The sequence below is a fragment of the Shinella sp. OV683 genome (genome assembly GCF_057787725.1).
In genome coordinates, this window is sequence record NZ_CM173543.1 from 5239991 (window position 1) to 5260043 (window position 20053).

At 59.6% G+C, this 20053-nt stretch carries 26 protein-coding genes; 7 read left to right on the forward strand and 19 right to left on the reverse strand.

What is annotated here, in order from left to right; genetic code table 11:
* Positions 1 to 88: 88 nt before the first annotated feature.
* The 13 genes from sucD to sdhC form a co-directional block, all read right to left on the reverse strand.
* Positions 89 to 991: a succinate--CoA ligase subunit alpha gene (gene sucD / locus ACXHRN_RS25340; protein ID WP_488639027.1), complete on the reverse strand. Its 903-nt coding sequence runs from the start codon at positions 989 to 991 to the stop codon at positions 89 to 91.
* Between the two features lie 16 nt (positions 992 to 1007).
* Entirely contained in the window at positions 1008 to 1220 is a 213-nt protein-coding gene (locus tag ACXHRN_RS25345) for a hypothetical protein (RefSeq protein ID WP_488639028.1), read from the reverse strand.
* A gap of 5 nt (positions 1221 to 1225) precedes the next feature.
* Positions 1226 to 2419, reverse strand: coding sequence for an ADP-forming succinate--CoA ligase subunit beta (gene sucC / locus ACXHRN_RS25350; protein WP_488639029.1), 1194 nt, complete (start codon positions 2417 to 2419; stop codon positions 1226 to 1228).
* Positions 2420 to 2464: 45 nt separating this feature from the next.
* On the reverse strand, positions 2465 to 3427 hold the full coding sequence (gene mdh / locus ACXHRN_RS25355; RefSeq protein ID WP_488639030.1) for a malate dehydrogenase: 963 nt from the start codon (positions 3425 to 3427) through the stop codon (positions 2465 to 2467).
* Between the two features lie 161 nt (positions 3428 to 3588).
* Positions 3589 to 4761, reverse strand: a complete 1173-nt coding sequence (zapE, locus tag ACXHRN_RS25360; RefSeq protein WP_488639031.1) for a cell division protein ZapE — start codon at positions 4759 to 4761, stop codon at positions 3589 to 3591.
* Positions 4762 to 4782: 21 nt separating this feature from the next.
* Positions 4783 to 5319, reverse strand: coding sequence for a protease inhibitor Inh/omp19 family protein (locus ACXHRN_RS25365; RefSeq protein WP_488639032.1), 537 nt, complete (start codon positions 5317 to 5319; stop codon positions 4783 to 4785).
* 103 nt (positions 5320 to 5422) lie between these two features.
* Complete coding sequence (locus ACXHRN_RS25370) at positions 5423 to 6229, reverse strand: nucleotidyltransferase domain-containing protein (RefSeq protein ID WP_488639033.1); 807 nt, start codon at positions 6227 to 6229, stop codon at positions 5423 to 5425.
* A gap of 5 nt (positions 6230 to 6234) precedes the next feature.
* Positions 6235 to 7014 (reverse strand): succinate dehydrogenase iron-sulfur subunit, encoded by a 780-nt coding sequence (locus ACXHRN_RS25375; protein WP_488639034.1) that lies wholly within the window; start codon positions 7012 to 7014, stop codon positions 6235 to 6237.
* Complete coding sequence (locus ACXHRN_RS25380) at positions 7014 to 7454, reverse strand: type II toxin-antitoxin system VapC family toxin (protein ID WP_488642028.1); 441 nt, start codon at positions 7452 to 7454, stop codon at positions 7014 to 7016. The genes ACXHRN_RS25375 and ACXHRN_RS25380 overlap by 1 nt, the downstream gene beginning before the upstream one ends.
* Before the next feature lie 5 nt (positions 7455 to 7459).
* Positions 7460 to 7699, reverse strand: coding sequence for a FitA-like ribbon-helix-helix domain-containing protein (locus ACXHRN_RS25385; protein WP_488639035.1), 240 nt, complete (start codon positions 7697 to 7699; stop codon positions 7460 to 7462).
* 63 nt (positions 7700 to 7762) lie between these two features.
* Positions 7763 to 9604: a succinate dehydrogenase flavoprotein subunit gene (gene sdhA, locus ACXHRN_RS25390; protein WP_488639036.1), complete on the reverse strand. Its 1842-nt coding sequence runs from the start codon at positions 9602 to 9604 to the stop codon at positions 7763 to 7765.
* Positions 9605 to 9609: 5 nt separating this feature from the next.
* Entirely contained in the window at positions 9610 to 9990 is a 381-nt protein-coding gene (gene sdhD / locus ACXHRN_RS25395) for a succinate dehydrogenase, hydrophobic membrane anchor protein (protein ID WP_488639037.1), read from the reverse strand.
* A 10-nt stretch (positions 9991 to 10000) separates the two neighbouring features.
* Positions 10001 to 10393, reverse strand: coding sequence for a succinate dehydrogenase, cytochrome b556 subunit (gene sdhC, locus ACXHRN_RS25400; RefSeq protein WP_488639038.1), 393 nt, complete (start codon positions 10391 to 10393; stop codon positions 10001 to 10003).
* Between the two features lie 326 nt (positions 10394 to 10719).
* Here sdhC and ACXHRN_RS25405 point away from each other — a divergent pair, with 326 nt between their 5' ends.
* The 3 genes from ACXHRN_RS25405 (at position 10720) to ACXHRN_RS25415 (ending at position 11915) form a co-directional block, all read left to right on the forward strand.
* The gene (locus ACXHRN_RS25405) at positions 10720 to 11163 is read left to right on the forward strand and encodes a hypothetical protein (RefSeq protein ID WP_488639039.1); all 444 of its coding nucleotides are present in this window, start codon (positions 10720 to 10722) and stop codon (positions 11161 to 11163) included.
* 93 nt (positions 11164 to 11256) lie between these two features.
* The gene (locus ACXHRN_RS25410; RefSeq protein ID WP_488639040.1) at positions 11257 to 11505 is read left to right on the forward strand and encodes a plasmid stabilization protein; all 249 of its coding nucleotides are present in this window, start codon (positions 11257 to 11259) and stop codon (positions 11503 to 11505) included.
* On the forward strand, positions 11502 to 11915 hold the full coding sequence (locus ACXHRN_RS25415) for a PIN domain-containing protein (RefSeq protein ID WP_488639041.1): 414 nt from the start codon (positions 11502 to 11504) through the stop codon (positions 11913 to 11915). Before ACXHRN_RS25410 ends, ACXHRN_RS25415 begins: the two co-directional genes overlap by 4 nt.
* Before the next feature lies 1 nt (position 11916).
* On the opposite strand, the gene hisC is transcribed toward ACXHRN_RS25415, so the two are convergent.
* Complete coding sequence (hisC, locus tag ACXHRN_RS25420; RefSeq protein WP_488639042.1) at positions 11917 to 12981, reverse strand: histidinol-phosphate transaminase; 1065 nt, start codon at positions 12979 to 12981, stop codon at positions 11917 to 11919.
* Between the two features lies 1 nt (position 12982).
* Positions 12983 to 13909 carry a polyprenyl synthetase family protein gene (locus ACXHRN_RS25425; protein ID WP_488639043.1) on the reverse strand — a complete coding sequence of 309 codons (927 nt, stop codon included), beginning with the start codon at positions 13907 to 13909 and terminating at the stop codon, positions 12983 to 12985.
* Between the two features lie 219 nt (positions 13910 to 14128).
* Here ACXHRN_RS25425 and mtgA point away from each other — a divergent pair, with 219 nt between their 5' ends.
* Positions 14129 to 14803 (forward strand): monofunctional biosynthetic peptidoglycan transglycosylase, encoded by a 675-nt coding sequence (gene mtgA, locus ACXHRN_RS25430; RefSeq protein ID WP_488639044.1) that lies wholly within the window; start codon positions 14129 to 14131, stop codon positions 14801 to 14803.
* Positions 14804 to 14810: 7 nt separating this feature from the next.
* Here the strand turns inward: mtgA and ACXHRN_RS25435 are convergent, their stop codons facing one another.
* The 4 genes from ACXHRN_RS25435 to ftsE form a co-directional block, all read right to left on the reverse strand.
* Complete coding sequence (locus tag ACXHRN_RS25435; protein WP_488639045.1) at positions 14811 to 15608, reverse strand: lysophospholipid acyltransferase family protein; 798 nt, start codon at positions 15606 to 15608, stop codon at positions 14811 to 14813.
* 69 nt (positions 15609 to 15677) lie between these two features.
* The gene (locus ACXHRN_RS25440) at positions 15678 to 16340 is read right to left on the reverse strand and encodes a YdcF family protein (protein WP_488639046.1); all 663 of its coding nucleotides are present in this window, start codon (positions 16338 to 16340) and stop codon (positions 15678 to 15680) included.
* Between the two features lie 58 nt (positions 16341 to 16398).
* Positions 16399 to 17406, reverse strand: a complete 1008-nt coding sequence (locus tag ACXHRN_RS25445) for a cell division protein FtsX (RefSeq protein WP_488639047.1) — start codon at positions 17404 to 17406, stop codon at positions 16399 to 16401.
* Positions 17399 to 18058, reverse strand: coding sequence for a cell division ATP-binding protein FtsE (gene ftsE / locus ACXHRN_RS25450; RefSeq protein WP_488639048.1), 660 nt, complete (start codon positions 18056 to 18058; stop codon positions 17399 to 17401). The genes ACXHRN_RS25445 and ftsE overlap by 8 nt, the downstream gene beginning before the upstream one ends.
* A 157-nt stretch (positions 18059 to 18215) precedes the next feature.
* On the opposite strand from ftsE, the gene ACXHRN_RS25455 reads away from it, so the two are divergent.
* The 3 genes from ACXHRN_RS25455 to ACXHRN_RS25465 all read left to right on the forward strand — a co-directional run bounded on the left by ACXHRN_RS25455 (position 18216) and on the right by ACXHRN_RS25465 (position 19964).
* Complete coding sequence (locus ACXHRN_RS25455) at positions 18216 to 18875, forward strand: hypothetical protein (RefSeq protein WP_488639049.1); 660 nt, start codon at positions 18216 to 18218, stop codon at positions 18873 to 18875.
* Between the two features lie 61 nt (positions 18876 to 18936).
* On the forward strand, positions 18937 to 19479 hold the full coding sequence (gene hpt, locus ACXHRN_RS25460; RefSeq protein WP_488639050.1) for a hypoxanthine phosphoribosyltransferase: 543 nt from the start codon (positions 18937 to 18939) through the stop codon (positions 19477 to 19479).
* Positions 19480 to 19604: 125 nt separating this feature from the next.
* Positions 19605 to 19964 carry a response regulator gene (locus ACXHRN_RS25465; RefSeq protein ID WP_488639051.1) on the forward strand — a complete coding sequence of 120 codons (360 nt, stop codon included), beginning with the start codon at positions 19605 to 19607 and terminating at the stop codon, positions 19962 to 19964.
* Positions 19965 to 20053 lie beyond the last annotated feature (89 nt).

The following is a 20053-nucleotide window of genomic DNA, read 5'->3' on the forward strand; positions in this document are numbered from 1 at the left end:
AGTTTTTGCTCCGCCTCCTGTCGTTTTTCGTCACCGGACGCTGCCGGCAAAGTGGTGAGAGCGGGAGCGTTGGCTCCCGCTTTCGGGATCAACCCTTGAGCACTTCGACCAAGGTTTTTCCAAGGCGTGCGGGTGACGGCGAGACACGGATGCCTGCCGATTCCATCGCTGCGATCTTGTCTTCAGCGCCACCCTTGCCGCCCGAAATCACGGCGCCGGCATGGCCCATGGTGCGGCCCGCAGGTGCCGTGCGGCCGGCGATAAAGCCGACCATCGGCTTAGCTCGGCCCTTCTTGGCTTCGTCCTTGATGAACTGGGCAGCATCTTCCTCGGCCGAACCGCCGATTTCGCCGATCATGATGATCGACTTGGTCGCGTCGTCAGCCAGGAACATTTCGAGGATATCGATGAATTCGGTACCCTTGACCGGGTCGCCGCCGATGCCGACAGCCGTCGTCTGGCCGAGGCCTTCATTGGTGGTCTGGAACACAGCTTCATATGTAAGCGTTCCGGAACGGGAAAGAACCCCGACCGAACCCTTCTTGAAGATATTTCCCGGCATGATGCCGATCTTGCACTCGTCCGGGGTCATGACGCCCGGGCAGTTCGGTCCGATCAGGCGCGACTTCGACTTGTCGAGCCTGGCCTTGACCTTGATCATGTCGGCGACCGGAATGCCTTCGGTGATGCAGACGATCAGCGGGATCTCGGCATCGATGGCTTCGATGATCGCTTCGGCGGCACCGGCTGGCGGCACGTAGATGACCGAGGCATCGGCGCCGGTGGCATCGCGGCCTTCGGCAACCGACTTGAAGATCGGCAGCTGTTCGCCCTTGGCGCCGGTCCAGGTCTCGCCACCCTTCTTGGGATGGATACCACCGACCATCTTGGTGCCGTGATAGGCGAGCGCCTGTTCGGTGTGGAACGTGCCGGTCTTGCCGGTCAGACCCTGAACCAGGATCTTTGTGTTTTTGTCGATGAGAATGGACATGCGTAAATCCCGATCTCTAAGTTTGGCGTTTGCGAAGCTTCATCCAGAGGATGGCGACGCCACTAATCAAAACAATGCCGAGGGCGACGAAAGGAGAAAGGGGCAAGCAAATCGTAGCCGCCACCGGTGAGGTACCTTCGTAGAAAGCCCCGCACCATTTTTCTTCTTCCTGCCACCAAAACCAGCAAGCGATAAGAGCCATCACAGCAAAGGCGATGACGGCTCTCATATTCCTTAGCCCTTGACGGCTTTGACGATCTTCTGGGCGGCGTCATCGAGGTCGTCGGCCGAAATCACGTTCAGGCCGCTTTCGTTGATGATCTTTTTGCCCAGTTCGACATTGGTGCCTTCGAGGCGAACCACAAGCGGAACCTTGAGGCCGACTTCCTTGACGGCAGCGATCACGCCTTCGGCGATGACATCGCATTTCATGATGCCGCCGAAGATGTTGACCAGGATGCCCTTCACGGCCGGATCGGCGGTGATGATCTTGAAGGCAGCCGTAACCTTCTCCTTGTTGGCGCCACCGCCAACATCGAGGAAGTTCGCGGGCTCTGCGCCATAGAGCTTGATAATGTCCATGGTTGCCATGGCAAGGCCGGCACCATTGACCATGCAGCCGATATTGCCATCGAGAGCGACATAGGCGAGGTCATACTTGGATGCCTCGATTTCCTTGGCGTCTTCCTCGGTCGTGTCGCGGAGTGCAACCACGTCTTCGTGACGGAACAGGGCGTTGCCGTCGAAGGACATCTTGGCGTCCAGAACCCGCATGCGGCCATTCTTCATGACGATCAGCGGGTTGACCTCGAGCAGGCTCATGTCCTTTTCGACAAAGGCCTTGTAGAGGATCGGGAAGAGCTTTTCGGCGTCGGCCTTGGCTTCGCCTTCGAGCTTCAGCGCCGAGGTCAGTGCCTTGAGGTTTTCGGCGGTAACGCCGGCAACCGGGTCGATCGCGACGTTGATGATCTTTTCCGGCGTCTCGTGGGCCACGGTTTCGATGTCCATGCCGCCTTCGGTCGAAACGACGAAGGAAACCTGGCCGACCGCGCGGTCGACGAGCAGCGAGAGATAAAGCTCGCGGTCGATGTCGGCGCCGTCTTCGATGTAAAGACGATTAACCTGCTTGCCGGCGGGACCGGTCTGCTTGGTCACCAGCGTGTTGCCGAGCATCTCCTTGGAGTTGGCAACGACTTCGTCGATCGACTTGGCGAGGCGCACGCCCCCCTTGGCGTCGGGGCCGAGCTCCTTGAACTTGCCCTTGCCGCGGCCGCCGGCGTGGATCTGGCTCTTGACCACGTAAAGCGGGCCGGGGAGCTGCTTGGCAGCGGCTTCCGCTTCACCGGCGGAGAAGATGGCGACACCTTCGGCCACCGGGGCGCCAAAACCCTTGAGAAGGGCTTTGGCCTGATATTCATGAATGTTCATGTCTCTGATCCTGTCAGTGGGACGTATCGAGCTTGCTGGTCGGGCTTACTTGAGAGCCGGCGCGATGGTGATGCAGGCCTCGCAAAGACCGGCGACGGCGCCGACGGACTTGTCGAAAGCTGCCTTTTCCGGACCGTTGAGGTCGACTTCAATGATGCGCTCGACGCCGCCGGCACCGATGACCGTGGGAACGCCGACATACATGTCCTTGACGCCGTACTGGCCGGTGAGGTGCGCCGCGCAGGGCAGGACGCGTTTCTTGTCCTTCAGGAAGGATTCAGCCATCATGATGGCCGCAGCCGCCGGAGCGTAATAGGCCGAGCCGGTCTTCAGCAGGCCGACGATCTCGGCGCCGCCGTCACGGGTGCGCTGGATGATTTCTTCGAGGCGTTCCTTGGTGACCCAGCCCATGGTGACGAGGTCGGTCAGCGGAATGCCGCCGATCGTCGAGTAACGAGCAAGGGGAACCATCGTGTCGCCGTGGCCGCCAAGCACGAAGCCGGTGACGTCTTCGACGGAGACGTTGAATTCCTGCGCCAGGAAATAGCGGAAGCGCGCAGAGTCGAGAACGCCGGCCATGCCGACGACCATGTTCTTCGGCAGGCCGGAGAACTTCTGCAGTGCCCAGACCATAGCGTCGAGCGGGTTGGTGATGCAGATCACGAAAGCGTTGGGGGCATATTTCTTGATGCCCGCGCCGACCTGTTCCATGACCTTGAGGTTGATGCCGAGCAGATCGTCACGGCTCATGCCGGGCTTGCGCGGCACGCCTGCGGTGACGATGCAGACATCAGCACCTTCGATGGCGGAGTAATCACTCGCGCCGGAATAATTGGCGTCGAAGCCGTCGACAGGGGAGGATTCAGCAATATCGAGACCCTTGCCCTGCGGAATGCCGTCGGCAATGTCGAACAATACGACGTCACCCAGTTCCTTCATGCCCGCGAGATGCGCCAGCGTGCCGCCGATCATGCCCGAACCGATGAGTGCGATTTTCTTACGCGCCATGGAATATGTCCTTCATAGTTAGACTGCGGGGCGCGGTTTGGCATACCTCGCTCCAATGGCGATGGGCTTAAGCTCAAAACCTTAAAATTTCAACAGATAAATTTGGGCCTAGCAAATTCAATCGGTTAGATATAAATGTTCTTACGTAAACGTCAATTAATTTACGAGGCAACCAAATTTTCGCGAGCCTTGCTCCAGGCTTGCAGATAGTCCGCGCTGCGCATCTCGAAGAGGCGGGAGGCGGTGCGGTCGAACTCGAAGCCGACCGTTCCCTTGCGCACCGGAAGCAGGTCTTCCGGCATTGCTGCAGCGGATGCTATCAGGCGAATTTGATGATCATATAACGTATCGATGAGATTGATGAAGCGTTTGGTTTCATTGCGCTTTTCTGGTGCCAGAATCGGTATGTGCTCCACCACCAAGGTGTGGTAGCGCGCCGCGATGGCCAGAAAGTCGGTTGCTCCAAGTGGTGCTTCGCAGAGATCGCGGAAAGTAAAACGGGCGCAACCGTTTGCCGCGCTGGGCACGACGATGTGGCGGCCCTTCATCTGAATCGACTCAGGCAGGCATTTTTCCCCGGCGGTCACCTCGCGCCAGGCGGCCTCGATTCGCGTGTCGTTGACCCCATCGATCGGCACCAGCCAGACCGGCAGGCTCCTGGTTTTTTCCATCCGGTAGTCGGTTGGCGTGTCGAGCGAGACGATATCGACATTCTGCTTGAGGACATTAAGGAAGGGCAGGAACAGGCCTCGATTAAGACCGTCACGATAGAGATTGTCCGGCTCGACATTCGACGTGGCTATCAATACGGAACCCAGCCGGAAAAGCTCGGTGAACAGGCGTGACAGGATCATCGCGTCGGCGATGTCGGTCACCGAGAATTCGTCGAAGCAGAGGAGTACGGCCTCGGCATGCAGGCTGGCAGCGACCGGCGGCACGGGGTCGGCCTGGCGGGTCTCGCCATTCTTCAGCTTCTGCCGATGGGCGTGGATGCGATTGTGCACATCGGCCATGAATTCATTGAAATGCGCGCGGCGCTTGCGCTGGATCGGCGCAATGCCGAAGAACATGTCCATCAGCATGGTCTTGCCGCGGCCGACGCTGCCGTGGATATAAAGGCCCTTTATCGGATCTTCAGTTTTGCGCCGAGAGGCAAACAGCCAGCCGAGCGCCGAGCCTTTTGCAGCGGGCTTGCGCGCATGAAAGGCGTCCAGCACGCCGTCGAGACGGCGCGCAATGGCAAATTGCTGCGGGTCTTTCTGGACTTTTCCCTCGGCCACCATGACTTCCAAGCGCTCGACGACGCTTGCGGAGTAGTCCGGCGGTGGCTTCATCGGGAAAAATCCGGTTCAGGCTTAGCGGGAAAGGCTCACAGGCTGGCCGGACGAAGCGAGTGAACCATCGAAGCGGTTCTCGGCTGTCTTGTAGAGACGTGCCAGGGGATTGCCGGCGCGATCCTTGAGAACGACCTGCTTGCCTGCGACTTCCCAGGAGCCCATCGCCACCAGTTCGCCTGAGCAGCCGCGGGTGCCACCGCGCGAGCCGGAGCCGAGATTGGTCAGCGTCAGGAACATATCACAGTTGGAGCCGCCGGCATTGACCTTCCAGCCACCCACCATCTGCTCCTTCTTGACGTCCATGCCGGCTGCCGCAGCGGAGGCGTCCGCCGTCTGGGTCTGTCCGAGCGCGGGATCAACGACCGGCTTTTGCGGGAATTGGGCGGTATCGGTGGTCGGGTCCGGCAGCTGGCCAGCCTCGACCGGCGCCACGGGCTGCGCTTCCAGCGGCTGCGGCTTGGCGGCAGAATCCTGATAGGTATCCATCCGGTCGCTGGCGCAGCCAGACAGCATGACGGCCACCGCGATTGACACGACAGAAAGCGAAATCCGCATCCCCAACTCCTTGAACTCGTACCGGCTTGTCACTCACAACCGGAAAAATATGGCGGAATTACCGTAGGCCGATATGGTTAATCAAGCGATAACTGCCGAGGTTTCATCCTATCGAAGCACCCAGAACTGTATTCCGATAAAAATTTTGTGCAACGCGGTAGCGCTCCGTTACATCGGATGGGCTGGGCTTGTCCAGCCTGTCGGCGAGATCTGCGTAGTTTGCCATCGCGATGTCGAGATACTCCGTCAATGGTGCAGGCACTGGCCCGGTTCCCATCTCACGGGTGATCTTCTTAGTTTCTACCATGACATCAATGAGTTGGCGGAGGTCCTGGCTTAGAGTGACACCCTCGAGCAGTTGCCCGAGATCCATGGGAGGCAATTCTCGAAAGCCGCGCTCTTGCATATATTGGAGCGAAAGTGCCGGCCGAAGTGCGTAGAACAGCCTTTTCAGCTTGACGTCAGCGGTATTCGCCGGGCTATGCCGCCTCAGAAGTCCGACATAGTGACGGGCTACAAGGCCGGGTTCGACAATCTCGGCCAGCAACTTCCTCAGCGATGCACGGAAGCCGTCGACTTCCTCGTAGACATGCGGCGAGTTTACCCATTCGACGATGACGGCATTGCCCTTCAACGCCAGCAGCAGTGCCTTACGCAGATCCCAGCCACCTGCATCGATCTCGCTCTCGATCGGGAACTCGATGACGTCGCGCTGGACGTTTAATGCCAGATGGTCTTCGGCTGGCCAAATATAGATGAAGCGGCAGTCGTAATCGCTGTCCGGCGACGGAAAGCCCCATGCACGGCTGCCGCTTTCGATTGCGAACAGGATCTTTGCCCCCGTTTGCCGGGCAAGATCGAGCCGGGCTCTAATCTGCTGGACGGAATCGGCAGCAAAACCTGCGAGCATCGTGGTCAGAGCCGGCGCTCCACCATCATCTTCTTGATTTCAGCGATGGCCTTGGCCGGGTTCAGGCCTTTCGGGCAGGCCTGGGCGCAGTTCATGATCGTGTGGCAGCGATAGAGCCGGAACGGGTCCTCGAGATTGTCGAGGCGCTCGCCCTTGGCTTCGTCTCTGGAATCGATCAGCCAGCGATAGGCCTGCAGCAGCACGGCGGGACCGAGATAGCGATCGCCGGTCCACCAGTAGCTGGGACAGGAGGCCGAGCAGCAGGCGCAGAGGATGCATTCATAGAGGCCGTCGAGCTTCTGGCGATCCTCGTGGCTCTGCTTCCATTCCTTGGCCGGCTCGGGCGACACGGTCTTCAGCCAGGGCTCGATGGAGCGGTGCTGGGCGTAGAAATTGCTGAGGTCCGGCACCAGGTCCTTGACGACGGGCATGTGCGGCAGCGGGTAGATCTTGACCGTGCCCTTGACCTCTTCCATGCCCTTGGTGCAGGCGAGCGTGTTGGTGCCGTCGATGTTCATGGCGCAAGAGCCACAGATGCCTTCGCGGCAGGAACGGCGGAAGGTCAACGTCGGATCGATGTTGTTCTTGATGTAGATCAGCGCGTCGAGCACCATCGGACCGCAATCGTCGACATCGATGTAGAATGTGTCGATCGTCGGGTTCTTGCCGTCATCCGGCGACCAGCGATAGATGCGGTACTCGCGGACATTCCTGGCGCCTTCCGGCTTCGGCCAGGTCTTGCCTTCCGACATCGTCGAATTCTTGGGGAGAGTGAGTTCAACCATTACCGTTTTCCTGTCCGGGCGAAAGCCTCGCTGGCGACTTTCAAGTTCCATATTCTTTCGCCGAAGCCGGCGGCCGCGGCCTTATCGACGAACTTCATATCGCTCGTAACCAGCCTTCGATCATCTTCCATCAAGGCTGCCGCAAGATACATACAATCGTAAACCGAATGATCGAGTGACTTCGACAATTCAAATCCCTTTTCGATCAGGGAAACCGAGGCGATAAGTTCATCAAAAAAATACTGCAGGTTCCCCACAGCGTATGTCGCATGACCAGCGCCCAACTCACCGACACGCATTTTCCTCTGCAGCACATTCGCTGCTTCGGCTATCACCAATTCCGGGGCAATCCGTTGAATCGAGGGCTCAACCAGAAGGCGTGCCCTATCGAAGTCGGCCTCCTCGACGAACCACTTGATGACCACCGAAGTATCGATCACCAGCTTCAATTGTCGCGCACCTCGCGCAAGATCTCGACACTGTCCGTCTGCTTTACGCCTTTCGGCGTCATTGCCGCGATCCGCGCTGCTATTGCCGGAAGATCTTCACGGCGCGGGCGCGCCGCAAGCGCTACCTGCAACAACGCCACAATTTCCTGATCGACGGATCGGTTATGCTCTCGGGCAAGATCTGCAAGCCGTGTTAAGAGAACTTCGTCCTCGATTTTGATGCGCATTTCACCCATTGCAACGCTCCGTATTCCGGAAAATCAAACCTCATATCTCGACAAAATACCACCGATGCCCACTCAATACACCCGTGCCTTCGGCTCGATCTTGTGCGGATCGATGCCTTCTGCGATGAGCTTTGTATGCACCGGGCGGTAGTCGAGCTTGACGTCGCCTGCGTCGCTGACCCAGGAAAGGGTGTGCTTGCGCCAGTTGACATCATCGCGGCCGCCGAACGGGCCGTCGACATAGTCTTCGCGGGCATGTGACCCGCGGCTCTCCTTGCGGGCCTCGGCGCCATAGACCGTGGTGATGGCGTTGGCCATCAGGTTTTCGAGCTCCAGCGTTTCGACCAGATCGGAATTCCAGATCATCGAGCGGTCGGTGACCTTGATGTCGGGCAGTTCCTTCCAGATGGCGCTCATGCGCTTGCAGCCGGATTCCAGCGATTCCTGCGTGCGGAACACGGCTGCGTCTTCCTGCATCGTCCGCTGCATCTTTTCACGCAGCACTGCGGTCGGCGTCGAGCCGTTGGCGTGGCGCAGTTTGTCGAAGCGTTCCATGATCTTGTCGCAAGCGGCGACATCGAGCGCCGGAATCGACGAGGCGCGGTCGATGACTTCACCGGCGCGGATGGCGGCGGCGCGGCCGAAGACGACGAGGTCGATCAGCGAGTTGGAACCGAGGCGATTGGCACCATGCACTGAGGCGCAGCCGGCTTCGCCGACAGCCATCAGGCCCGGCGCGATCCGCTCGGGATTGTCGGCATTGGCATTGAGGACTTCGCCCCAATAGTTGGTCGGGATGCCGCCCATGTTGTAATGGACGGTCGGCAGCACCGGGATTGGCTCGCGTGTCACATCGACACCAGCAAAAATCTTTGCCGATTCGGAAATGCCGGGCAGGCGTTCGTGCAGCACGGCCGGGTCGAGATGGTCGAGATGCAGGAAGATATGGTCCTTGGCCTTGCCGACGCCGCGACCTTCGCGAATCTCCAGCGTCATGCAGCGCGATACGACGTCCCGCGAGGCAAGATCCTTCGCGTTCGGTGCATAGCGCTCCATGAAACGCTCGCCCTCGGAGTTGACGAGGTAACCGCCTTCGCCGCGCGCGCCTTCGGTGATCAGACAGCCGGCGCCATAGATACCGGTCGGGTGGAACTGCACGAATTCCATGTCCTGGAGTGGTAGGCCGGCACGAGCGATCATGCCGCCGCCGTCGCCGGTGCAGGTATGTGCCGAGGTGGCGGAGAAATAAGCGCGGCCGTAGCCGCCGGTCGCCAGCACGACCATCTTGGCGCTAAAGCGATGGATCGTGCCGTCGTCGAGGTTCCAGGCGACGACGCCGGTGCAGCGGCCATCGGCCGACATGATCAGGTCGAGCGCGAAATACTCGATGAAGAATTCGGCGTTGTGGCGCAGCGATTGGCCGTAAAGCGTATGCAGGATGGCGTGGCCGGTGCGGTCGGCAGCCGCGCAGGTGCGCTGCACCGGAGGACCTTCGCCGTAATTCTGCATGTGGCCGCCGAATGGGCGCTGGTAGATGCGACCGTCTTCGGTGCGCGAGAAGGGCACGCCGTAGTGTTCAAGCTCGTAAACAGCCTTCGGCGCTTCCATGGTCAGATACTGCATGGCATCGACGTCGCCGAGCCAGTCGGAACCCTTGACGGTGTCGTAGAGGTGCCATTGCCAGCTGTCCGGCGTCATGTTGCGCAGCGAAGCGGCAATGCCGCCCTGGGCCGCGACCGTATGCGAGCGGGTCGGGAAGACCTTGGTGATGCAGGCCGTCTTGAAGCCCTGTTCGGCCATGCCGAGCGTGGCGCGGAGGCCAGCGCCGCCGGCACCCACGACGACGACGTCGTAGGAATGGTCGACATACTCATAGGCCTTGCCGCCAGACGCGGGAGAAGAAGGTACTGCCATGACCATTATCCTGCAAAACCGGTCTTCAGGACGGCGAAAAGACAGAGCGCGCCGACGAGAACCGTGAAAAATGTATTCAGCATCAGAAGGGCGACTTTACCGCCCTCGTGATGGACGTAATCCTCGATGATCACCTGCATGCCGAGGCGCATGTGAACGAGGCCGGAAATCACCACCAGGCCCATGATGACAGCCACGAAGGGGTTGCCGAGGGCAGTACGCACTTCTGCATAGGACGAGTTGCTGTGGGCGATGATGAACCCGATGAAGAACAGGATGAGCGGCACATTGGCCGCTGCCGTCAGGCGCTGGCGCCAGAAATGATCGGTGCCGTCCTTGGCCGAGCCAAGCCCGCGAACCTTGCCGAGAGGCGTACGCATATCCATGGAGTAATCCTCAGCGAACGAGATAACCGACGACCCAGAGCAGGACCGTGATGATGGGCGCGGCGACGAAGGTCGCCTTGGCCATCCTGGTGGTGAAATGTTTTTCGAAACCGTAGCCGAGGTCCCACATGAAATGGCGCAGTCCGCCGAGCAGATGCTGCACCAGCGCCCATGTGAAGCCGAACAGGATGATCTGGCCGATGATCGAGCCGAACACCGCGCTGACGACGGCATAATAATTTTCGCCGGAGGCGATTGCGATCAGCCACCAGGCGACAAGCAACGTACCGAAATACAGCGCACCGCCGGTGATGCGGTGGGTGATGGAACTGGCCATCGTCGGGATGAACTTGTAGATTTGCAGGTGGGGAGACAAAGGACGGTTTTTTGCCGCGTTCGCCATTAGGAACCTCCCGGGAGGGCAATGTCACGCGCCTGAATTCGGCGCAGTCGAAAAGGCGCTGGCGTGTTTGATGTGCACTGCGTCAAAACGCTGTTTAATAGCCGTATTGCGCCGCTGCAAGCCCTGCGAAAGATGTAAGTCCGATTTAATCGATTATTTATTTCAAGTCTTTTCAAAAACATCGCCAGCGGTCGTTAACCATAGTGGAAGTTCGCGGCGCGCGACACGGCACCAGCATTGATTTCCATGAATGTCGGGTGTTAACTATTTGTTAACGATTGTGGCGGCTGCTTCGGCCGGCCCGTCGGTCATCGAAAGGGATGGTCATGTCTTTGCGTTCCAAGACCCTCGTCCTATTGCTCGGTCTGCTGGCCTCGACGATGATCGTGGCGGATGCCGATGCCGGCAATCGCCACCAGCGCCACCGCCATTCGGGGTTTCATGCTCATCACAGCGTCCACCAGGTGATGGGCAGGATCGGCAGGCCGCGCGTGAGTGTTCGACAAAAGGTGGTGATCAACATCGACACGCGCCGCCATTATCATCGTTATGACGGCTATCGCGCCTATCGCAATGTTCGCGGCGTCAATACCTATTCCGGTGACGTCGACATAAACTACCAGCCTGGCGTGGGCACGTGGTCATACGGCACAACCTCTGCGCTTCAATCTGAAGTCGTCGTTGAAAGCTCGACTGTGAGAATCATCGACCTTAACAGCAGCAACAACGATTGCTCGATGGAAAGAGGCGTCTGCGTCATCCGGCCTTGATGGCGTTCACGCGTTGCTGAGCCATCATGCCGGCCGCTGCCATCTTGATGGCTGGCCGCCGTTGCTTTATATTGAGGGAAAAGGAGAAGCGAAATGGCTGAACCTCAACTCTCTGTACGCAGTGCGCGGGCACGCGACATCGCGCATCGTCTTGCCCGACGCGAGAACCGCTCTATCGCAGATATTGTCGAGCGCGCACTCGAGGCCTACGAGGTCCGCGAGGCTGGCCGCGAGCCGGCCTCCGCCTTCTATCAGCGTCTGGCGGAACACGGCGCCGCTGATATCGATCTTGAAGCTTTGATTAAACAGGACAGGCAAGTCCACGAGGGAATCGATCTTTGATTTTCGTCGACACAAATGTCGTTTCCGAAACGTTGAAGAAGTCACCTGATCCAGCGGTTATCACCTGGTTGATCCGGTTTGACGCAGAGCTTGCCCTTCCAACCGTCACCATTGCCGAGATTGCATTTGGCATCCAGAAAATTCGACCCGATCAGCGAGCCGACCGGCTTGAACAAGGGCTGTCGGATTGGCGGCGCCGATTTGCAAGCCGGATTTTTGGGCTCACCGAAGAGGCCGCGCTGGCTTACGGCGAAATCATGGGCACGGCGAAACAGCTAGGCCTGGGCATGTCCGTGCCAGATGGAATGATTGCAGCGATCACGCGGGTCAATGGAGGCCGTCTGGCTACGCGCAATCTGAAGGATTTCCAGCCGACAGGGATAGAGCTGATATCCCCATGGGAGTTTTGACTTAAGCGTTGCTGACGATCGAATCGACCGCTTCGATCAGGCGGTCGCATTCTTCTGCCGTGCCGATCGAAATGCGCAAAAAATCGGAAATCCTCGGTTTGTTGAAATGCCGCACCAGAATCGACTGAGCGCGAAGTGCTGCGGCGAGATCGGTGCCCGCGTGCTTGTTGTGGCGAGCGAAGATGAAATTCGCCTGCGAAGGCAGTACTTCGAAACCACGCTGGCGGAGCGCGCCGGTGACGCGTTCGCGCGATTCCATTACCTTGCGGCGCGTCTCATCGAACCATTCCTCGTCCTCGATGGCGGCAGTTGCGCCGGCTTCGGCGAGGCGGTCGATCGGATAGGAGTTGAACGAATCCTTGACCCGCTCCAGCGCCTCGATCAGCGGGCGCTGGCCGATCGCAAAGCCGACGCGCAGACCCGCCAGCGAGCGTGACTTGGACAGGGTATGAACGACCAGCAGGTTGTCATACTTGCGGGTCAGCGGAATGGCTGTTTCGCCGCCAAAATCGATATAGGCCTCATCGATCACGACAGGCACATCCGGGTGCGATGAAACGAGTGCTTCGATTTCGGGGAGCGGCAGGCCGATGCCGGTCGGGGCATTCGGATTGGGCAGGATAATCGCGCCGCAATCCGCGCCATAATCGCTTAGCCGGATAAGGAAATTTTCGTCGAGCGGAATTTCCTGCGCCGTGATGCCGAACAGCAGGCAATAGGTGGGATAGAAACTGTAGGTGATATCCGGGTAGAACAGCGGCTTGTCATGCTTCAGCAGCGCCTGGAAAGCGTGTGCCAACACCTCGTCAGAGCCGTTGCCGACAAAGACTTCGTTGACTTCAACGCCATGACGTTTGGCAATGGCTTGCCGGAGCTTCATCGATGATGGATCGGGATAGAGCCGCAGCCGTTCGCCCGCTTCGGCGGCGATCGCCGCAATTGCCTTCGGCGACGGGCCGTAGGGGTTTTCGTTGGTGTTGAGCTTGATGAGTTCAGCAAGGCGCGGCTGTTCGCCGGCCACATAGGGCTTGAGGTTCGAGACGATCGGCGACCAGAACTTGCTCATCTCAATGTTCTCTCGTTGCGACATAGGAGGCGAGTTTGGTCAGCATGTCGGCTTTTGCACCATGAGCAGAAAGCAGGGCCTGCGCTTCATCGATCAGCTCCGCCAGCCGCCGCTCGGTCCATTCGACGCCGTGAAGTGACGGGAGCGTACCCTTGCCGCGCGCCGCATCCTTGCCGGCTGCTTTGCCGAGCGTGGCACCATCGCCTGTGAGGTCGAGCAGGTCGTCGCGCAGCTGGAATGCCAGGCCGATGATCTCGCCGAAGCGGCGCAGGTTTGCACGCTCTTCGGCGTTCGCGCCGGCGATGATCGCGCCGGCTTCGCAGGCAAATCGGATCAAGGCGCCGGTCTTCATCGCCTGCATTGTGGTGATTTCGGCCTCGGAGAGTGCGCGCGTCTCGGCTTGCAGGTCGAGTGCCTGACCGCCGGCCATGCCGCCGCCGCCGGCCGCGCGCGCCAGAGCCACCGTCAGCTGCACCTTGCGCTCGGGCGACAGGGGTGTGTCGTCGGATGCGACGAGCTCGAAGGCATAGGTCAGCAGGCTGTCGCCAGCAAGGATTGCGGCGGCCTCGTCGAAGGCTTTGTGCACCGTCGGCTGGCCGCGGCGAAGATCGTCGTCGTCCATCGCCGGCAAGTCGTCATGGATCAGCGAATAGCAGTGGATACATTCAAGTGCGGTGGCGACACGCAAGGCTGCGATCGGATCGCCGCCGCAAAGCGCAGCGCTTTCAATCACCAGCGCCGGCCGCATGCGCTTGCCGCCATTCAGCGCCCCATGGCGCATGGCGGCGAACATTTGCTCGGGCCGCGCAATCTCGCCGCTGCGCACATCGGATGAGAGGAGTTCGCCCAGCAGTGTCTCCACTGCCTGTGCGTTTGCTTTCAGCCTGTCGAAGAATTCCCTGTCCTGCATGGAAACGCTCTTTGGCATGCCAATTCCAGCCTTGCAACAGGGCAGGTGCCTGTGGAAAGGGCAAATTGCCGTCAAAATACTGGCAATGCGGCGTTTCACAGTTTATGAACACGTGTCGGGACGCGAGGAAAACCGGGGCATTGGAATTTGGACATCACCCCAGAGGCAGCTTTGGTGCAGCAGTCGTCACCCGTTGCCGAGACATCGGCCACGGCAGGGCAAGACGCTGACAGTCCGATGCGAAAACGTCTCCGAAAGATCGTCAAATGGGTGATTGCGCTTGCTCTTCTGCCTTGTGCGCTGATCCTTCTTTATGCATTGCCGTTCGTCCACCCAGTCTCGACCCTGATGCTCTGGGATCTCGCAACGCTCAAGGGCTATGATCGTCGCTGGGTAGCGTTCGAGGACATTTCGCCCAATCTCGTGCAAGCGGTAATGATGTCGGAGGATGGCCAGTTCTGCATCCACAACGGCGTCGACTGGGTGCAGATGAATGGGGTCATCCAGGATGCGCTGGATGGCGAGTCGACGCGCGGCGCCTCGACCATTCCGATGCAAACGGCCAAGAATCTGTTCCTTTGGAACGGACGGTCGTTCATCCGCAAGGGGCTGGAACTGCCGCTGGCCCTTGGCGCCGATTTCGTCTGGTCCAAGCAGCGGTTGATGGAGATCTATCTCAACATCGCCGAATGGGGTCCGGGCATCTACGGCATCGAGGCGGCGTCGCAATATCATTTCAAGGTGCCGGCGTCGAAGTTGACGCGCCGTCAGGCGGCCTTGCTGGCGGTCTCGCTGCCCAATCCGATCACCCGCATTGCCTCGAAGCCCGGCAAGGGCATGAAGCGTCTTGCCGGATTGATCGAGCGTCGGGCCAAGGGCTCCGGCGACTACATCCGGTGCCTCTACGATTAAACCCGGTTCAGGCGACGGACTGGTTGTCGGCGCGAAGCTCCACCAAACGCTTCTGCGTCACCTCCGGCAGTGGCACGTGCGGGTTCTCGGCCACCGTCTGCAGGAGCATCTGGTCGCTCGCGGTTTCGGTATAGTCGATGAGATGGCGGAAGAAGTCCGTCGGCGGCATGCCCGGTTCGATCGGCTTGAGGATGCGGATTCTCACGTGACCGGGATAGCGGATGAAGCCGTGCCGCGGCCAGAACAGGCCGGGATGCATGACGATCGGCACGACCGGAACCTTGAGGTCGCTGTAGAGACGGGCGATGCCATACTTGTAGTCCGGCTCGTCGCCCGGCGCCTTGCGGGTGCCTTCGGGATAGATGATCAGCTCGCGACCTTGGGCCAGTTCCACCTTGGCGCGGGCGACCATTTCGGGGATGGCGCGGCTCTTGGCGGCGCGATTGATCGGGATCATCTTCTGCTTGGCGGCATACCAGCCGAACAGCGGGATCCACAGAAGCTCGCGCTTGAGGATGTAGACCGGGTCGGGAAGCGTCGGGATCAGGGCGAAAGTATCCCAGAAGCACTGGTGCTTTGCCGAAATGATGTAGCCACCCTTGGGAAGGTTCTCGAGCCCTTCGATCGTATAATGCAGGCCGATGATCTTTTCCGCCAGCCACAGATTGCCGGCTGCCCAGTTCTTGGGGATCTTGTAGGCGACTTTACGCGGCAGGAAGAAATAGATCGGCGTGAAGATGATCATCTGGACGATGAAGCTCACATAAAAGGCGAGCTGAAAGAGGCCGGAGCGCAGATAGATCATGCCGGAAGTTTCCTGGGTAAGCGGCGAGGCTCCCTGATTAGCCGATAGACGGGATAAGGAAAAGGGAGATCAGATCGAAATTCCGATCCAGTCGCGGCTTTCGACCAGCAGGAACTTTACATATTCCGAAGCAAGCGTGCGGATCAGCAGCGGCTTGGCCGCAAGGTCGCTGAGAGACAGGCCATTTTCGACGGGATAGGGAATGAAATTGGTATGCCCGTCGGCACGGCGGATTTCCGCCAGGCTGCGCGGCATGTGATAATTGTTGGTGACCAGGATCACCGTCTTGAAGTGGTTGGCCTTGATCCAGCGAGCGGTTTCCGAGGCATTGCCGGCGGTGTCGAGCGCATCATGGCCGATATCGACGCAGCAGTCGAAGAGATCGGTGGGGCTGCGGGTCAACATGCGTATCTGCTTGCCTGTCGTGGCCGGATTGACGCCGGAGATCAGCAGGCGCTGGCCCGAACCATTGGCGAGCAGCTGCACGCCCTGGTCGACGCGCTGGTAGCCGCCGGTCAGAACCACGATCGCATCCGCTTTCGGATGGATAGGCGGGCTCATCGTCGCGACATGCTGGTAGAAAATCAGGAAGCCGCCGAAAAAGGCGGCGAATGAAACCAGCAAGACAAAGCCGATCAATCTGAGGAAGTAGCGCACAAGCCGACTGACGACGCCGGGAGCAAACGCTTGCCCGTCGTTCACCTCGCCACTCATTTCAGCGCCATTCGACATGATTTGCGCATTTTAATCAAACTTTGGGGTTTTAAATAGGCATCCTACGTTGAATTCGTCATGGCTGATATTGGTCGATCCGGCCGGGGTCGGAGCGGATGTGATCTATATCGTCGATTGTCTTCATCACCGTGAAACGTGCCGTCAGGGTTGTGAGCGCTGCGATCACCACCATGGTCAGGAATATGCCGACATAGCCGGTCCAGTCGATCGTAAAGGACCCGAATAGAGCCGCAGCCTGATCGCCTTCCGGGGTGGCAATGGTGCGTGTCTGCCACCAGCCGGCGGCGGCGAAGCAGAAGGCGGCGAGGAAGGCGCCGGCCAGGGCCCCTTTCAGCGAGATCAGCAGGAAGTGCTTCTGGAACTGCTCGGCTACGAAGGACGATTCGGCGCCGACGAAATGCAGCACCTCGATGATGTGCCGATTGCCGGCCAGCGCGCCCCGGGTCGCGAAGATTACGGTCAGCACCATGGCGAAGAACACCAGGCCCAACACCGCCGAACCGATGATCACGGTGGTCCGCGCCATCGATACCAAGCGATCGACCCAAGTGCGGTGATCGTCGAGATAGGCCTGCGGGATCTTCTTCTGCAGTTCAGTGCGCATGGCGGTGAAATCGGGAGGGTTCTGCTCGTCGATGGTGATGATCACCAGCCGCGGCACCGGCAATTCGTCGATATCCAGGCCCGCGCCGAGCCAGGGTTCGAGCAGGCGGGCGGTGGCGTCCTTGTCGAGGATGCTGCCGCTCTTGGTGCCGACGAAGGACAGTGCCAGGTCGCGCGCCTGGACCAGCGCCTTCTCCATGTCGATCGTGTCGTCGGGCTTGATCTGGATGGTGATCTCGCGCGAAATCTGGCTTGCCCAGGAAGACGCCGTGGCGCGGATCATGCCGACTGCGCCGATCGTCAGGCAGGCCAGAAACGACATGATGACGATCACCGCCAGCAGCGAACGGCTCTGGACACTCTGCTGCGGCACGATCGACGCCATACGGCGCAAGGTTATGTCGCGTTGCGGCAGCTGTTGTTTCTTCGTGGTGTCGGGCGCGGATGGGGCGTCAGTCATAGAGGTCTAGCCGTCCGGCCGTCAGGATCATGCGGCGCGCCTCTACCTGGTCCATCAACGTCAGGTCGTGGGTGGCGATGACCACGGCGGTTCCAAAGCGATTGAGCTCCATGAACAACTTGAGGATGCGCTTGGCCATCGGTGGATCGACATTGCCGGTGGGCTCGTCGGCCAGCAACAGCTCGGGCTGGTCGATCAGGGCGCGCGCGATTGCCACGCGCTGCTTTTCGCCGCCAGAAAGAACCGGCGGCAGCACGTTGATCCGGTCACCGAGACCCACCCATTTCAAAAGCTCGAGCACATCGTTGCGATAGCCTGATTCGTCCTTGCCGCGCACCCTGAGTGGCAGCGCCACATTCTCGTAGGTGGTGAGATGGTCGAGCAGCCGGAAATCCTGGAAGACGATACCGACGCGACGCCGCAGCATCGGCAACTCTGCCTGCGGGATGGCCGACATGTCGCGGCCGAACACTTTTATTAGGCCGCGCGTCGGCTTCAGCGACATGAACAGCAGGCGAAGCAGCGTCGTCTTGCCGGCGCCCGATGGGCCGGTGAGAAACTGGAACGATTTTTTCGGAATATCAAATGTCAGATCCTTGAGGATCTCTGGCCCCATGCCATAGCGCAGGCCGACATTTTCGAAATGAATCAATGTTTCGTCCAGTTCCTGCGAAATCAGGGGAAATGCGTCAATGCGAGTGATTTGCGAAGCATTAACCATATCAGTTTACTTCTCGTAAACGTGAAGTTCAATGGCGGCATTTGCGGCTCGATCCGCCTTGCCCCATCAACGAACGGTGGACGACCCCATGCAAGCACAGCGCAAGACTGCCTTCCGCACCATCGACGCGTCAGACTTCCTGCTGCCGGAGCCTCAGCGCCGCAAACGCATCGAGCCGGATGCCACGCGTGACGCTGCTGTCGAGGATGCCGTCTTCGAAGTCATTGGCAGTCAGCCGAACCGGCCGAGCCGGGTCAACGACAATCCACGGCCACGCATCAAAGCCAAGCCGCCCGAGATCCTGCCGCTGGCGACGCGCGTCGCCGTCAGCGCGATCGCCGTGGTCGAACGCCAGCTGCTAAAACTCTCGGCGCCGGCCTTCAGCACCATGCTGGTGACGGTGTTCTTTGCGGTCTTCTGGCTGTGTGGGGGCTTTTCCGCGCTCAGCTCGGCCAAAGTGGTTGAAGCGCCTTTCGTCCCCTTCACCATCGGCGATATTTCCGTGGAGAGCGAGGATGCCAATGGCATGAAAGTCCTCTCGGTGACCGGGACACTGACCAATAGATCGAGCGTCGCAAAGGTCACGCCGGGGCTCAGGGTCGTGAGTCGCGATGGCAAGACCACATTCGGCACCATTGCCTCGTCATCTCTCAAAATCGATGCCGCGGCTTCTGTCCGTTTCTCAGGGCGCTTCAAGCTTGCCGGTGGAAAATTCGGCGATATCGCGATAATTCCGGAAACGCAGTGATGCGGGCGCGGCAGGCATGTGTTAACGCTGGCTCCCATTTTAGAGTTACCGGAGCACCAGTATGCACGTCATTCGCGGCAAAAAAATCGAGCCGCTGTTCACCGCCGAGATGATCGCCAAGCGCAACGACGAGCTTGCCGACCAGATTGCGACCGGACCGACCAAGGACATGCTGGTCATTGCCGTCCTCAAGGGCTCGTTCATTTTCGCCGCCGACCTGATCCGCTCGCTGCACCATGTCGGCCTGGCGCCGGAAGTCGAATTCATCACGCTTTCGAGCTATGGCATCGGCACCGTGTCGCAGGGCGTGCGCATCATCAAGGACATCGACAGCGAAGTGAAGGGCCGTGATATCCTGCTGATCGACGATATCCTCGAATCGGGCCGGACGCTGCAGTTTGCCAAGGATCTGATGATCGAGCGCGGCGCGAACCACGTGTCGATCGCCGTTCTGCTCGACAAGCATGACAAGCGTCAGACGACGCTCGAAGCCGATTATGTCGGCTTCAAATGCCCCGATCATTTCGTCGTCGGCTACGGCATGGATGTCGCTTATGCCTTCCGCGAATTGCCCTTTGTCGGCGTCGTCACCGGCGACGCGTGAAAGCGCTGCTGTAAAGATTTGAGCAAGCATAATCGGAATTAGCCCGCCGATCCTAATTGCCGTTTACCCTTCTCAAAGTGCCGGGGGTGTTAGCTGCCGCCAGCAGTTAAAGCGGAGTAAACACTATGGCACGCATTCTCATTACCGAGGACGAGGACTCGCTACGCACATTCGTGGCCCGGGCCCTGCGTATGGATGGTCATGATACGGTGGAAGCCGCTGACGGCGCTGAAGGGCTGGAGGCGCTCAGCGCCAGCCGTTTCGACCTCTTGCTTTCCGATATCCGCATGCCGGTGATGGACGGCATCGAGCTTGCCCATAAGGCTTCTGCCAGCCAGCCGGGCCTGAAAATCCTGCTGATGACCGGCTATGCCGAGCAGCGCGAGCGCGCCGACGATCTGATGGAAAAAATCGTCGATGTCGTCTCCAAGCCGTTTACACTGCCTGATATCCGCAAAGCGGTGGCGCTGGCTTTGGCGGCGTAAAATTTCATCTGCCGCAGACCCCCTCATCCGGCCTTCGGCCACCTTCTCCCCGCTGGGGAGAAGAGGGAGCGTTGTCGATAGCTTCACCC